The sequence below is a fragment of the Pseudomonas sp. BN505 genome, assembly GCF_029873175.1.
GTDB lineage: Bacteria > Pseudomonadota > Gammaproteobacteria > Pseudomonadales > Pseudomonadaceae > Aquipseudomonas > Aquipseudomonas putida.
Window position 1 is genome coordinate 45,267 of sequence record NZ_SSOI01000012.1, and the last position, 14,921, is coordinate 60,187.

General features: G+C 56.5%; 15 protein-coding genes. 12 read left to right on the top strand and 3 right to left on the bottom strand.

Features of this window, described 5'->3' with window-relative positions; all coding sequences use genetic code 11:
- Window positions 1-10: 10 nt before the first annotated feature.
- The 11 genes from E8E78_RS00455 to E8E78_RS00505 all read left to right on the top strand — a co-directional run bounded on the left by E8E78_RS00455 (window position 11) and on the right by E8E78_RS00505 (window position 10,435).
- Window positions 11-838 (top strand): CmcJ/NvfI family oxidoreductase, encoded by an 828-nt coding sequence (locus E8E78_RS00455; RefSeq protein ID WP_159266386.1) that lies wholly within the window; start codon window positions 11-13, stop codon window positions 836-838.
- 21 nt (window positions 839-859) lie between these two features.
- On the top strand, window positions 860-1,807 hold the full coding sequence (locus tag E8E78_RS00460) for an NAD-dependent epimerase/dehydratase family protein (RefSeq protein WP_280311589.1): 948 nt from the start codon (window positions 860-862) through the stop codon (window positions 1,805-1,807).
- 255 nt (window positions 1,808-2,062) lie between these two features.
- On the top strand, window positions 2,063-2,878 hold the full coding sequence (locus E8E78_RS00465) for an alpha/beta hydrolase (RefSeq protein WP_179052437.1): 816 nt from the start codon (window positions 2,063-2,065) through the stop codon (window positions 2,876-2,878).
- A 116-nt stretch (window positions 2,879-2,994) separates the two neighbouring features.
- A complete protein-coding gene (locus tag E8E78_RS00470) occupies window positions 2,995-4,050 on the top strand; it encodes a maleylacetate reductase (protein ID WP_280311590.1) in 1,056 nt (351 codons plus the stop codon).
- Between the two features lie 59 nt (window positions 4,051-4,109).
- Window positions 4,110-5,066, top strand: coding sequence for a VOC family protein (locus E8E78_RS00475; protein WP_108078985.1), 957 nt, complete (start codon window positions 4,110-4,112; stop codon window positions 5,064-5,066).
- A gap of 9 nt (window positions 5,067-5,075) precedes the next feature.
- A complete protein-coding gene (locus tag E8E78_RS00480) occupies window positions 5,076-5,732 on the top strand; it encodes a hypothetical protein (protein ID WP_280311591.1) in 657 nt (218 codons plus the stop codon).
- Between the two features lie 56 nt (window positions 5,733-5,788).
- The gene (locus tag E8E78_RS00485) at window positions 5,789-6,724 is read left to right on the top strand and encodes an NAD(P)-dependent oxidoreductase (RefSeq protein WP_280337070.1); all 936 of its coding nucleotides are present in this window, start codon (window positions 5,789-5,791) and stop codon (window positions 6,722-6,724) included.
- Complete coding sequence (locus E8E78_RS00490) at window positions 6,717-7,112, top strand: carboxymuconolactone decarboxylase family protein (protein WP_159266392.1); 396 nt, start codon at window positions 6,717-6,719, stop codon at window positions 7,110-7,112. Before E8E78_RS00485 ends, E8E78_RS00490 begins: the two co-directional genes overlap by 8 nt.
- A gap of 73 nt (window positions 7,113-7,185) precedes the next feature.
- Window positions 7,186-7,989, top strand: a complete 804-nt coding sequence (locus E8E78_RS00495; protein ID WP_280311593.1) for an N-acyl homoserine lactonase family protein — start codon at window positions 7,186-7,188, stop codon at window positions 7,987-7,989.
- A gap of 151 nt (window positions 7,990-8,140) precedes the next feature.
- Window positions 8,141-9,340: a formaldehyde dehydrogenase, glutathione-independent gene (fdhA, locus tag E8E78_RS00500; protein WP_108078990.1), complete on the top strand. Its 1,200-nt coding sequence runs from the start codon at window positions 8,141-8,143 to the stop codon at window positions 9,338-9,340.
- 45 nt (window positions 9,341-9,385) lie between these two features.
- Window positions 9,386-10,435, top strand: a complete 1,050-nt coding sequence (locus E8E78_RS00505; RefSeq protein ID WP_179052430.1) for an aromatic ring-hydroxylating dioxygenase subunit alpha — start codon at window positions 9,386-9,388, stop codon at window positions 10,433-10,435.
- Between the two features lie 232 nt (window positions 10,436-10,667).
- On the opposite strand, the gene folD is transcribed toward E8E78_RS00505, so the two are convergent.
- From folD to purU, 3 genes are read right to left on the bottom strand one after another with little or no spacing between them, the layout of a single operon-like run.
- A complete protein-coding gene (gene folD, locus E8E78_RS00510) occupies window positions 10,668-11,540 on the bottom strand; it encodes a bifunctional methylenetetrahydrofolate dehydrogenase/methenyltetrahydrofolate cyclohydrolase FolD (protein WP_280311594.1) in 873 nt (290 codons plus the stop codon).
- A gap of 14 nt (window positions 11,541-11,554) precedes the next feature.
- Window positions 11,555-12,832: a glycine cleavage T C-terminal barrel domain-containing protein gene (locus E8E78_RS00515; protein WP_280311595.1), complete on the bottom strand. Its 1,278-nt coding sequence runs from the start codon at window positions 12,830-12,832 to the stop codon at window positions 11,555-11,557.
- A gap of 28 nt (window positions 12,833-12,860) precedes the next feature.
- On the bottom strand, window positions 12,861-13,721 hold the full coding sequence (purU, locus tag E8E78_RS00520; RefSeq protein ID WP_280311596.1) for a formyltetrahydrofolate deformylase: 861 nt from the start codon (window positions 13,719-13,721) through the stop codon (window positions 12,861-12,863).
- Window positions 13,722-13,880: 159 nt separating this feature from the next.
- Here purU and E8E78_RS00525 point away from each other — a divergent pair, with 159 nt between their 5' ends.
- Complete coding sequence (locus E8E78_RS00525; RefSeq protein WP_280311597.1) at window positions 13,881-14,858, top strand: LysR family transcriptional regulator; 978 nt, start codon at window positions 13,881-13,883, stop codon at window positions 14,856-14,858.
- Window positions 14,859-14,921: the final 63 nt, after the last annotated feature.

Consider the following 14,921-nt stretch of genomic DNA (forward strand, 5'->3'; position numbering starts at 1 on the left):
GGAGTTATCAATGAACACCCCCGTTGCGACTACCTCATTGAATTCGGTGGAAACTGTTCTTAATTTCGCAGATCCCTCGCAGAAGCTCGCCTACATGGACGATGCAGTGAAGGGAAACGCCAAGATTCGCCTCATCCCGCACTCCGTGGAAATTCACAATGCGCGCCTTTCCAACACCGAGTTCTCACTGGAAAAGAATGCCTTCACGCTAGTTAAAATGACCAGCGCTGTGCACGACTTCACTGACCTGGACGCGGTGCGCCAGATCTACTTCGAGGAAGTCGTGAGTGTCATCAAGCAACAGACCAACGCGACGCACGTCGTGGTCTTCGGCGAGCAGCTGCGCGGCGGTAGCGAGGGTGGCGTTGCCAGAGTTCGCACACCGGCAATGAACGTCCATGTGGACTACGACACTCCTACCGCGCATGCCATTGCCGAACACCTGGTACCAGAACATGACCGCCAACGCCTTCTCAACGGGCGCTGGATGATCATAAACGTATGGCGGCCGATCAAGCCGGTCCAGCGGCATCCATTGACCGTACTGGATGGATCGACCATTGATCGTCACGACCAACATCTGTGCAAGTTGCTGGCCACCCGGTCTGGCGTAAGCCCGGCGTTTGGTTTCAACATTTCCTATAACGAAAATCAGCGTTGGTATTACTACCCGGCGATGCAGCCAGACGAAATGCTCCTGTTCAAGCTGGTCGACTCGGATGCCGAAGCCGTGCAATGGGCTGGACACAGTGCGTTCGACGATCCGACCAGCGCCGTCGATGCGCCGGCTCGCGAGAGCCTGGAAGTGCGGACAATCGCGTTCATCCCCAATCCTTGACCCGCGATAAGGAAGGCCTTTGTGCTTACATTAATCACTGGCGCGGGCGGATTCGTCGGCAGCGCGCTCATTGAGCATTTGCTCTGTGACGCCGGTCCTGACGACTGCATCCTGGCATCGGACCTTAGTTTCTCTCAGCCAGCAACTGATCCACGTGTGCAGCATGTTGTGGGCGGCCTGACTGAGCGAAAGGTCCTGGAGCAGCTATTGAGTCGCCCTGCCGACAGGATCTTTCATTTGGCAACCGTCGCCGGTCGTCAATCGGTCGACAACTTCGCGCTCGGTAAAGCCACCAATCTGGATGCAACTATTGAGTTGCTGGAGGGCATTCGTCGACAAGGTCACTGCCCGCGGTTCGTCTTTGCGAGCTCAGCGGCTGTCTTTTCCAGTCCATGGCCGGCGGAGATCAACGATGCCACGTTGCCCAATCCAGGCATAAGCTACGCCACGCATAAGTTAGTCGGTGAGCACCTGATTAATGACTACAGCCGCGCAGGTTTCCTTGATGGCCTGTCCCTTCGGCTGCCGGGGATCATCGCTCGCCCTGCCGGTTCGCAAACCATGTTGTCGGCGTTTCTCAGCGATGTTTTTTATGCCGCTCGCGCTCATCAGCCCTTCACTTTGCCGATGGCCGCAGAGGCCGGGACCTGGGTGATGTCGGTGAAAACCTGCGTCGAAAACTTGGCCCATGCGGCGCGACTCACCGGTGAATTGCCAGACAGGCGCAACTGGACCTTACCCGCTTTGTATCTGCAGATGCATGCGTTGATCGATGCTTTAGCAGAATGCTATGGCGATGAGGTCCGCCAGTTGATTACCTGCCAAACGAATAGTGCAGTCGAAGCAATTTTCCGCCAGCCGCCTTTAACCGCAGACGGTGCTCGACGGCTGGGCTTCATTGGTGACGATTCTGTACAAATGCTGATCCGTAACGTTATCTCCGCTAATCCTGCTCTCACCCTCGCGTAGGTCTTGGAGAACTTGCTGCCTCATTCGTGCGTGAGTGCAGCAAGCTTTTTCGGTTTTTCGCAATACGCCTCTGTGTCACCACTTCGCATCCTCCTCCCCTCCTTTTCCAGCCCATCTCCATCTGTGCGGTAGCCGTTGACCACCACTATCTGCTGATAGGTGATCCGCGCCTATTTATTCCAAAGAATGCACCTGACTGAGCGGGGGAACCGCTCCACCCAGGAAGCAGCACATGACTTCATATGGAGGCACACGATGACGCAACTCTGCACCGGCGACCGCCGCGTCGACCTGACCGGCTTCAGCAAAACCTCGCTCTCTGTCAACGGAATAGAGACCGTTGTCTATCGTGCCGGCCAAGGTCAGCCCTTGCTGTTTCTGCATGGGGCGGCCACGTGGCACGGCTTTGATTTCGCTCGGGACTGGACTTCGCAGTTCGAGGTGATCATTCCTTACCATCCAGGCTTCGGCCCATCGCAGAGTAGCGTTGAATTCACCACTGTTGAGCACTATGTGGCTCACTATGTTGCGTTGATAAAGGCCTTGGAACTGCCACGCGTCCACCTAGTCGGCTTCTCGCTTGGGGGCTGGATAGCTGCGCATTTCGCAGCCGCCCATCCTGACATTGTCGACCGCTTAGTACTGGTCGCGCCGGCGGGCTTGGAAGTGCCCGCACACCCGCAGCCTGATCTGAGCATCCTCGCACCCGATGAGATCCTCAGCTACCTGGTCTACGACTTGTGCACGCTCCAGCCGTACTTGCCGGATGGCGAAGATCCCGAGTTTGCCGCGATGCGGCATAAGGAAGGCACAACAGTAGCCGGTCTGTTGCGCGACGGGACACTGAATCATCCCCGCATGCCTCAAGTCCTGGGTGCTATCAGCAGCCCTACCCTGCTGATCTGGGGTCAGAAAGATCGCCTGTTGCCACCGGGCCAGGGGGCCGCCTGGCAGCAGCTAATCGCAGGTGCCAGCCTGACACTGTTCCCCGATGCCGGCCACCTGGTTTTGGATGAGTCTGCTGCCGCCTGCAATGAGGTAGCCGCATTTCTCGGCGACGATCGGGCCTGAGTCAGGCCCTAATTCCAGCACGATCCGCACAACTATCTTTTGGCAGGATGTTCAGCGGCCGTGGGTGCGAGATGCTCCAAAAACAACAACAGGCAACGCCTCAGCGGAGAAGCGGCATGCAAACATTTGTCTACAACGCCCTGCCCTCAAGGGTCATTTTTGGCCAAGGCACGCTAGCCCAATTGGCCGATGAAGTTCGAGCTCTGGGATGCATGCGTGCGTTGGTACTGACCACCGCACCGCAGAGTGAGCAGGGTCAACACCTGTGCCAGCTGCTTGGCGATCTGGCGGTTGGCGTGTTCAACAATGCCACCATGCATACCCCCGTAGATGTGACCGAAGAAGCCTTGCGAGTTGTGGAGCAAAGCCGTGCTGACTGCCTAGTTGCAATTGGCGGCGGCTCCACCATCGGTCTGAGCAAAGCGTTGGCGTTGCGAACCGACCTCCCCCAGATCGTGATCCCGACCACGTACGCAGGCTCGGAGGCCACCCCCATCATCGGCCAGACCGAAGCTGGATTGAAGACGACCCAACGCACGCTCAAAGTCCTTCCGGAAGTGATCATCTATGACGTTGACTTGACGTTGTCGCTGCCTGCTGACTTAACCGTGACCAGCGGGCTCAACGCCATTGCGCACGCAGTCGAAGCGCTCTACTCCAAAGACGCAAACCCGCTGATTTCGCTTTTGGCACAAGAAGGCATTGCAGCGATCAGTCGCGCACTTCCCGCGATCCACCACGATCCAAGTGACATCGAAGCCCGCGCGGATGCGCTATTTGGCGCATGGACGTGCGGCACGTGCCTGGGAGCGGTAGGGATGTCCATTCACCACAAGCTCTGCCACACCCTGGGTGGCAGTTTCAACCTTCCGCATTCCCCTACACACGCGGTGATCTTACCCCACGCCGTAGCCTACAACAGTGCCGCTGCTCCCGAGGCGATGGCCCTGATCGCCCGGGCACTGGGAACCGACGATGCGGCACGCGGTTTGTTCGATCTAGCTCAAAAATCAGGTGCTCCGACGACCCTCGCAGAGCTGGGCATGACAGCCGAAGACATTGATCGGGCAACAGAAGTGGCCTGCGCGTCACCTTATTGGAATCCGCGGCCAATTGAGGCCGAAGGCATTCGCACCTTGCTCACCAATGCCCTAGAAGGCCGCCGCCCGTAGTCGGCCATCCCGTATTCAATGACCTGAGCAACCTTAACAACCATAAGAAAGAGGCCGTCATGGAACTCAATCCGCATATCCAACGCCATCACCACATCACCCTCAACGTCGGCGGTGCTCAGGAAGACTATGACTTCCACACCAAAGTGCTTGGGCTCAAAAGCGTGAAGAAGACTGGCTTGTACGATGGCGTCGAACCAATCTATCACCTGTACTACGGTAATGATCTGGGTGAGGAAAGCACGTTGGTGACGTGTTTCCCAATGCGCCAATCCGGACGCAAAGCCAAGCGCGGTTCGGGCCAGGTCAAGACGTTGGCATTGTCGGTGCCAGTATCGTCTCTGGGCTTCTGGGCTACACATCTGACCAACCATGGGTTCAAACCTGAGCTGCTTGAGCGCTTCGGTGAACAGGTACTGCACTTTGCGCACCCGTGCGGCATCGATTATGAGCTGGTCGGTATCGCCGACGACGACCGTAAACCGTACTCCAATGGGGTGATCCCAGAAGGCTTCGGCATCCGAGGCACTCACGGAATTACCGTTTCCGTTCGCGACATGGAGAACTCTGCCGAGTTCATGCACTACGGCTGGAGTGGCAAGCTCGAAAATACCGATGGTGCCTTCACCCGTTATCACGTCGGTAAAGGCGGTAGCGGCACCATCATCGACTTCCAGCACGAACCGCAACTCGAACAGGGGACTTGGGCCTACGGCGAAGGCACAGTCCATCATTGTGCCTTCGAAGTTAGCGATCTCAGCGTTCAGAAGAATGTAAAGCATCACCTAGAAGGACTGGGCTACACCGATGTGTCTGACCGCAAAGACCGCGGTTACTTTGATTCGATTTACGTGCGCACTCCAGGGGGCGCGCTGTTTGAAGCCACGGTGTCCAAGCCTGAAGGTTTTCTGATTGATGAACCTTATGAAGCGATGGGGCAGACCATCCAGATTCCTCCCCAGCTGGGTGATAAAGCAGAAGAAATTTCGGCGTATCTCGAACCGTTGAAGTTCTGAGTGACAGCCATGAATAGCTACTGTCACCTCGACTTGCCATCGCTTTCCTTCGGCGCACCGGTAAAGCCCAATAGTGTCGTCACCATCCTGTTGCACGGGCGTACCCAGTCGCCCTCCGACATGATGGCGATTGCCGAGCGGATCAACTTGCCCGACATGGCTTATGTCGCGCTGCAGGCCCATGAAAAATCCTGGTATCCCGGAAAGTTCATGGATCCAGAAGAGCTCAACGCCACGGCTTTGGGCCAGGCCATTCAACGTTTGGACCAAGAGGTCGAGCGATTGGTGGAGCTGGGCGTGGAGCGGTGCAACATCGCATTTCTCGGTTTCTCCCAAGGTGCCTGCCTAGCCTGCGAATACCTGTACCGCCGACCTGCTCGCTGGGGTGGGCTGATCGCCTATACAGGGGGCTTGATCGGGCCAGTTGGCATCGACTGGTCCACCTCCGAGCGCTTACACGGTACACCCGTGGTGTTGGCAAATAGCGATGAGGATGAGTGGGTCCCTCTGACCAGAACACTGCAAACCGCTTTGGTGTTCGCAACTATGCAGGCCGACCTAACGCTACGGGCGTTTCCGGGGATGGCTCATGTGGTCAATGACGAGGAGGTGCTGCTCGGTCGCGGGCTGCTCGCCAGGTTGATGGACAGTGCATCCACGCCCTGATCGTACCCATCTTCGCCAACGTGCTGCTTCGTGAGGCGAGGATGGTGTTGTCTTAATTGGTTCCTCAAGGAGCAACTGCTGTGTCGCAAACGACTCTTGGTTTTGTAGGACTGGGCACCATGGGTGAACCCATGGCCACCCGTCTGCTGGCAGCAGGCCAACACCTGCATGTTTTTGATCTCAATGCTGCAGCGGTCGAGCGCCTGGTTGCGCTCGGCGCTACAGCATGTAACAGCGCCCTCGATGTGAGCAACAAGGCGGAAGTAGTGTTCGCCAGCTTGCCTACACCAAATGTGGTGGAAAAGGTTGCCCTCGGCCAGGACGGGGTCATTCATGGCGAGAAAATCAAAGTTTTCGTTGACCTGTCGACCACTGGCCCGCGGATGGCCAAGCACGTCAGTGAAAACTTGTCTGCAGCGGACATTATCGCCATCGATTCGCCCGTCAGTGGCGGCGCCGCCGGGGCGGCTAAAGGTACCTTGGCCCTGATGGTCGCAGGCCCCATTCAAACGGTGCAACTGGTCCATCCTCTACTGCAAACGCTGGGCAAGGTCATTTCCTGTGGTGAGCTCGCGGGTCTTGGCCAAACGATGAAGCTGGTCAACAACCTCGTTTCGGTCACTGCACTGGCGGTTTCGAGCGAAGCCTTGGTGATGGGCGTCAAAGCCGGCCTGGATCCGCAGGTCATGCTGGAAGTGTTCAACGCCGGCAGCGGCCGCAACAGCGCGACTGTCGACAAGCTGCCCCGCGCCGTGCTGCCGCGCACCTTCGACTTCGGCTTTACCACCGCCCTGTCGCTGAAGGACACCCGTTTGTGCCTCGACGAAGCTGAAGCGATGGGCGTGCCAATGCCCGTCGGCAGTGCAGTGCGCCAGGTCCTGAACATGACCAACGCAGCGTTTGGTCCGGACGCTGACTTCACCCGTATTGCGTGCCTGATCGAGCAATGGGCAGGTATCGAAATCCCTACCAGGAAGAATGTAAATGACTGATCAGCAACTGTTTGAAAAAGGCTTCAACAATCGCAAAGCAGTATTGGGCAGCGCTCACGTTGAAAAGTCCTGGGCCGCCGCAGATGACTTCAACAAGCCGATGCAAGCCTTGGTGACGGAGTACTGCTGGGGAGCGGTTTGGGGCGATGAAACATTACCCTTCAAGACCCGCAGCATCATCAACCTAGCGATGTTGACGGCTCTCAATCAACACCACGAACTCGGTGTGCATGTCAAAGGTGCCCTCACCAACGGTGTCAGTCGGGATGAAATTCGCGCAATTCTGATGCAAGCCGCGATTTACTGCGGCGTGCCGGCAGCACTTGCCGCATTCCGCGTGGCCAGCGACGCCATTGCTGCCTACGACGCTGCTGCAGCGAAAGCCTGACGGAGCACCCGTTAACTACCCTTGGCGTCACCGACATGTAGGTGACGCGCTGGAATGTTTAGGACATAAGCAAATGAGCGCCCTTCCCTGCCACGAAGTATTTGCCATCCGGTATGCCACAGTGGCGCGCAAGCGCCATGAAAACTTTATCTCGTCGACCGACCCGCACGACGGACCGATGCCGATGGACTACTTCGTCTGGTTGATTCGCGGGAATGGGAAGTGCGTACTGGTTGATACCGGGTTCAACCAAGTGACTGCGGACAAACGGCAACGCCAGTTGCTGCGCTGCCCTATTGGCGCCCTTGAACCGTTAGGCGTGAGCGCCGAACAGCTGCAGGACGTGATTATCACGCACATGCATTACGACCACGCAGGCAATATCGACCTTTTGCCGAATGCGCGGTTTCACGTGCAGTCGGCGGAGATCAATTTCGCCACTGGGCGATACATGCTTTATCCACCATTGCGTCATTCCTTCAACGTCGAAGACGTCGTGAATATTGTGAGGGGCGTGTATCAACAGCGTGTCGTATTTCATGACGGTAACAGTGAAATGTCGTCGGGCATTGAGTTGGTCAAGGTAGGGGGGCATACCGCTGGCCTGCAAGTGGTGCGCGTCCACACGGCGCGGGGGTGGATTGTCCTAGCGTCCGATGCAAGCCATTACTACGCCAACCTGCAGCAGGATGCTCCCTTTCCCATCGTCTTGAACGTCGGCGAGATGCTGGACGGTTACCGAACGCTGTTGAGCCTGGTACCCAGCCCGGACCATGTGATTCCAGGCCATGACCCGTTAGTGCGACAGCGGTATCCCATTTATGGGGGCGAGGATGCCGATATCGTCGCCCTGCATATGCCACCGTTAGTCAATTGATATTGGCTAACGTCGGCACTTATTACTTCAGAGCAGCCTTGCAAAATAGACAGCTTGTGCGTTGATTTCTCAATCTCCAAGTTGCTTTTGGAGACGCGTTTAACCCATAAAATCCGAGATTTGTCGACAACAACAATAGAGGCAATAAGTCATGTTAGAGAATCGTGGTGTAGTTTACCTGGGCGCCGGTAAAGTTGAAGTGCAGTCGATTGATTATCCGAAGATGCAGGACCCGCGTGGCCGTAAGATCGAGCACGCCGTAATCTTGAAAGTGGTAACCACCAACATCTGCGGCTCAGACCAGCACATGGTCCGTGGACGTACCACAGCACAGGTAGGACTGGTGCTTGGCCACGAGATCACAGGCGAGGTGATCGAAAAAGGTAGTGACGTCGAAAACCTGAAAATCGGCGATCTGGTTTCGGTGCCCTTCAACGTGGCCTGCGGGCGCTGCCGTTCCTGTAAGGAAATGCACACAGGTGTCTGCCTGAGCGTAAACCCGGCACGCCCTGGGGGCGCCTATGGCTATGTCGACATGGGCGACTGGACTGGTGGGCAGGCCGAGTACGTGATGGTCCCCTACGCCGACTTCAATTTGCTGAAATTGCCGGATCGTGATCGTGCCATGGAGAAAATTCGCGACCTGACCTGCCTGTCGGACATTCTTCCCACCGGCTATCACGGAGCGGTAACCGCTGGCGTCGGGCCAGGTAGCACCGTGTATGTCGCTGGTGCAGGCCCGGTGGGGCTGGCCGCTGCAGCCTCTGCCCGGCTGCTGGGCGCTGCTGTAGTAATTGTTGGTGACGTCAATCCGGTTCGTCTGGCGCATGCCAAAGCACAAGGGTTCGAGATCGCAGATCTGTCGAAGGATGTGCCGCTGCACGAGCAGATTGCCGCCCTGCTGGGTGAGCCTGAGGTAGATTGCGCGGTCGACGCCGTCGGCTTCGAGGCCCGTGGCCACGGCCATTCCGGGGTCAAGGCAGAAGCACCGGCCACAGTGTTGAACTCGCTGATGGGAGTGGTGCGCGTGGCTGGCAAGATCGGCATTCCAGGTTTGTATGTGACCGAAGATCCAGGTGCCGTCGATGCCGCCGCGAAGATGGGTAGCCTGAGCATTCGCTTCGGTCTGGGCTGGGCAAAATCCCACAGCTTCCACACTGGCCAGACCCCAGTCATGAAGTACAACCGCCAGCTGATGCAAGCCATCATGTGGGACCGCATCAACATTGCCGAAGTGGTAGGCGTGCAAGTGATCACCCTGGACGAAGCCCCTCAGGGCTACGGTGAGTTTGATGCCGGGGTACCGAAGAAATTTGTCATCGATCCGCACCGTACCGTGAGCCGTTCTTGATCGCCCGATCGGTCAAGTACTACAACACACGGCAGGAGATTCAACATGTACCCCAAGAACGCGTGGTATGTCGCGTGTACGCCGGATGAAATTGCCGACAGACCTCTCGGACGGCAGATCTGTGGCGAAAAAATTGTTTTCTATCGTGGACATGAACAGCAGGTAACGGCAGTAGAAGATTTCTGCCCGCACCGTGGTGCGCCGCTGTCGCTGGGCTATGTCGAAAACGGCAATTTGGTCTGCGGCTATCATGGCTTGGTCATGGGCTGTGATGGCAAAGCCGTATCGATGCCCGGGCAGCGAGTTCGTGGTTTTCCCTGCAACAAAGCTTATGCAGTGGTGGAGCGCTATGGCTTCATCTGGGTTTGGCCTGGTGACCAGACCCTGGCTGACCCAGCGTTGATCCATCACCTCGAATGGGCTGTCAGTGATGAGTGGGCATACGGCGGTGGTCTGTTCCACATCGCCTGCGATTATCGGTTGATGATCGATAACCTGATGGATCTGACGCATGAGACCTATGTCCATGCCTCCAGTATCGGCCAGAAGGAAATCGACGAAGTGCCGCCGGTTACCACGGTCCACGGTGAAGAAGTCGTCACGGCGCGCCACATGGAAAACATCATGCCGCCGCCGTTCTGGCGGATGGCGCTGCGTGGCAACAACCTGGCGGACGATGTACCTGTCGATCGCTGGCAAATCTGCCGCTTTACGCCGCCCAGCCATGTACTGATCGAGGTCGGTGTAGCGCATGCCGGCAAGGGTGGGTATAACGCTGCCCCTGAACATAAGGCGTCCAGCATCGTGGTAGACTTCATTACCCCTGAGACGGAAACGTCGATCTGGTATTTCTGGGGCATGGCGCGCAACTTCAAACCGCACGATAAGGCCCTGACTGAGAGCATTCGCGAGGGACAGGGCAAAATTTTCAGCGAAGACCTGGAAATGCTCGAACGCCAACAACGTAACCTGCTCGACTATCCGCAGCGTGACCTGCTCAAGCTCAACATCGATGCTGGCGGAGTGCAATCCAGGCGCATCCTGGATCGGCTGCTGACCAAGGAACGCTGTGGCGATCTCATAGCCTCTGGCTAAGCGTCGAACCGTAGACGGCTGCTGGCTCTCCAGGTCTGATAAAAGCCACGCATGCCGTCTCACCGCTAGCAGCCCAAGAGCTGCCTGCCTCCTGAATAAGGTCGGTGTAAACCGACCTTTTTTGTCGCAGCTTGATCCCCCGCCAGTGATTTTTCGAGCAGAGTGCCCACTCCTCAGCTGCCGCAGTCCCCAATTTCGACATTCTCAGGAATTGAGGGCAGTCGACGGCTGGTCAGTGGCCCGCAGCCCAACGAGCGGCTTGTAGGGTATTTGCCAACAGGTAAGCAATAGTCATCGGCCCTACCCCTCCAGGCACTGGCGTGATGGCTCCGGCGATTGCTGTGGCTTCATCAAACACGACATCTCCGATAAGCCTAGGACTGCCATCGGGCAAATGCACACGGTTGATACCCACATCGATCACGGTCACGCCCGGTTTGAGATAGTCTCCACGGATGAGACCTGGAACCCCAGTAGCTACCACCAAGATATCCGCCTCCCGGCAGCGACGAGCAAGATCGGTGGTTTTGATGTGAGCGATGGAGACGGTGCAGTCAGCTTGTAAGAGCAAACGTGCCAGGGGTCGTCCAACCACATTGGACGCCCCCACAACCAATGCCCCCATGCCGGCAAGGTCCTGGTGGACAGAACGAATCAGTCGCATCACACCTAGCGGCGTACATGGAATCAAACCGCCGCCAACCCCCGCCGCCAGTCGTCCGACGTTCAGGGGATGGAAACCATCCACATCCTTTAGAGGATCTATCGCGCTAATGACGCGGGCGACATCAAAATGCGGCGGCAATGGCAACTGCACCAGAATGCCCTGGATCGCCTTGTCAGCATTCAATCGCTGAATCAACGCCAACAGTTGTGACTGCTGAGTGTCAGCCGGTAGCGAGAAGCGCTGGGAGCGCATCCCCACGGCACGGGTCTGACGGAGCTTGCTTTCGACATACACCTGGCTGGCGGGGTCTGAGCCCACCAGCACAACGGCGAGCCCAGGAGGACTGAGTCCTGCGGCCACGAGTGCTGCGACACCCTCCTCCACTTCTCGCCGTACTTGGGTGGCCATTCCCTTCCCATCAATCAGTCGCGCCGTCATGCCTGCCCTACCTTTCACACGCTGCTCAGGTCAGCTCGACGGTTATCTTGCTTGTACGGTGCGGCCGCCACCCGAGCTCGGATTTGCTTTTGCCGCCGACCGGGTTCGCCCCAGATCACCGTTACTTCGGTGCCGATCTCGGCATGGGCCACATCGATGGTGCACAGTGAAAGCATCTCGCGGAAGTAGACACTGTAGCCCCGCGAAGTGGTGACTCCTACATCGCGACCATCGCGCACGACACGATCGGCATACATGAAGCCGCGCTGGTCCCTTGGCATTTCCATGAATTGATAAGGAGCTTGGTCCTTTTGGAAATACGAGGCGTGCACGTCGGCAACGTCATCACCGTTCCACACCAGAGTACGCATGACCCGTCGAGGGTTCGCGACCTCTCTCTCCAGGGCGTCACGACCGATGAACTCGTGGTCAAATTTGATGGTCTTCGCCCAGCCAAGCTCTACCGGACTGCGGTACCAGTCGTGAATATCCTGCGACTCAAAACTCCCGGCGATGTTGAAGGTCGAGGCAAATCGCGGTAGTGCCGCTCGGAATTCCTGAAGATAGCCATCCATCTCCGGCTCGAAGATCGCTGGCATATAGTCGGTGACGATGGTGGGGAAACAGGCTTCCAAGTGATTGATGAATACCGCGCGCCCGCCGAGGCGCCGCAGTCCGTACTCCTGGCCAGCCCTGATAATCGCTTCATAGACCTTGCCTGCATGTGCTTGAGGCCCCTGCAATTCGAAACCGATCTCACCGGACATGCCTTGACGTAACGCCAGCAATCGGCAGCCGGCAATTTCAATTTCGGCCGAATACATGAACTTAACATCTCGCAGCGATTGCCCGCACACCTGCTCGATCAAAGGCAGGGCCGTGGGCCCGGCGACTTGGAAGTTAAATCCTTCCTGCGCGTGCGAAATTACATTGTAATTACCCTTACGCCGCACGTAGTCAACCCAGAACGTGCCGCGACCGAACAACAAGAATTCGTCCTCTCCCAACCGAGTCAGAACCCCCTCGGCAATGACTTTCCCGGCAGAGGTGGTGTGAGTGACGTGCTTGGATTGAAGGATGTCGAATTTTTGGAAGCTATTCACCGACGTGTCTGAGAATAGGCGCAGGGCGTCAGGCCCTTTGAACTTTCGCTCCCACAAAAATGACCAGTCACCGATAGAGCAGGTCTGTTTCCAGGACAGGCTCTCATCGATCCAGTCAGTGTATTCCGGCTGCCCCCAGCGACTGGTGAAATAGCCTTCCGGGGTCTGACGCATTTCTTTAATATTCACTCTATCGCTCCTGTCTTTCTACTTACGCTCAGTCAGCGAATACCACTACCCGCTCACCATTGATGATCAACCGGTCTTGCAAGAACAGTCGGACGGCACGTGAAAGCACACGACGCTCGATATCTCGACCCTTGCGAACTAAATTATCGGCCGAGTCACGGTGGCTTACATGTTCGACGTCTTGCGCGACGATCGGCCCTTCATCGAGGTCTGCGGTCACAAAGTGAGCTGTCGCACCAATCAATTTGACACCCCGGGTATGCGCCTGGTGATATGGCTTGGCCCCTTTGAATCCCGGTAGAAAGCTGTGGTGGATATTGATGCAACGCCCCGAGAGAAAGGTCGAGAGGTCATCTGAAAGGATCTGCATGTAACGCGCAAGGACTACGAGATCCGCTTGGTGTTGCGTAACAATCTGTTTGATGTCTCGCTCTTGGGCCACCTTGGTGGCCGCGGTGACTGGTAAATAATGGAAGGGAATATTACCGACAAGGCTGACATTGAGTGCCTCTCTCGGGTGATTGGAAACAATTGCCACCACATCCATATTCAATTCGCCTAGACGGTGCCGGTAAAGCAAATCACCCAAACAATGATCAAACCTAGACACCAAGACAACTACTTTCTTACGCTGACTGCTTGATCTAAACTGCCAGACAGCGCCATATTTCTCTACACACGCGCCAAAAGTACTATTAAAGTCATTGACGCCGACGGGAGAAACCTCTACGGCTACGCGCATGAAAAACTTACCGCTCTCCGCATCGTTAAACTGCTCAGCCTCGACAATATTTGCGCCGCATTTAAGTAGAGACGTGGAGACTTCTGATACTATGCCAGGTGCATCATGACAAACAAGCGTCAGTACGTATTGATTACTATTGAACACAATTGATCTCACTTACTAAACAATGTATGGTCGAGTGCTTTGGCACGACAGCCAATTAGAAGGATTTCGGCGTCGACTGTTCAAGTCCGCTGGCGATCACCGTACGCCCTTTGGGCTATGCTGAGAATCCGCTAAAAAACAATAAGAGCTATTTCAAACATGGATATCAGAAGGCTGGACCTGAATTTGCTGCTACTGTTTGATCAACTCCATCGCGAGCAAAATCTCTCAGCAGCCGCCCGCCATCTCGGCATGAGCCAACCTATGGCTAGCGCGAGCTTGCGCCGGCTGCGAGAGTTTTTTGACGATCAGCTGTTCCTTTCAACTGGACGTGGGATGCGACCGACACCATTTGCCATGGCGATTGCGAGCTCGGTGAGTGGGGTAATCGAGCGAATCAAGAATGAAATTCTCACCAAACCGGTTTTCCAACCGCCAGCGAGTGATCGGCTTTTTACGATCTGTACCTCAGACATAGGGGCGTTAATTTTCGTCCCCCCCATTCTTCGACGCCTCAGCACGGAGGCCCCCAATACGGACCTACGCTGCGTGTCACTGCCCCACCACCAACTGGAGTCGGCCATGGACCAGGGCAGGATCGATCTCGCAATCGGCTTCTTCCCTGACTTGGTTGGTGAGCAGATACAGACCCAGGCGCTTTTTGAACACGACTTTACGTGCCTTGTGCGCCGTGACCACCCCTCCATCACTGAAGCGCTGACTCTTGAGCAATTCCTGGAGGCCGAACACTTGGTGGTCAACCCTGAGGGTCGTAGTCAGGAGATTTTTGAGCGACGCCTACATGAGCTGAAGCTGGTCCGACGCGTGCATTTGGAGATCCCGCATTTCATGAGTGTCCCACAATTGATCGCTACAACCGACATGATCGCGACTGTTCCCCGGTCGCTGGGCGTGTGGTTTGCCAGCAATCAACTGAAGATGCTATCACCTCCCATCGACATCCCAAGGTTTGAGTTGAAGCTTCATTGGCACAGACAGGTGGAAGCTGATCCAGCGGTTAGCTGGTTTCGCAGTGTAGTCTTTGAAGAACTTTGCAACCTCGATCCAACCTCCGCTATGCCCCTCGCTACAACGGGTGCAGGAGTGAGTAATTTGCCAACCGCTCAGCCGTGCTGATTAAACGTCACTCGATTGAGTACCTGCTCTACCACGCACCTGGCAGATAGATTGAGCGGTCGC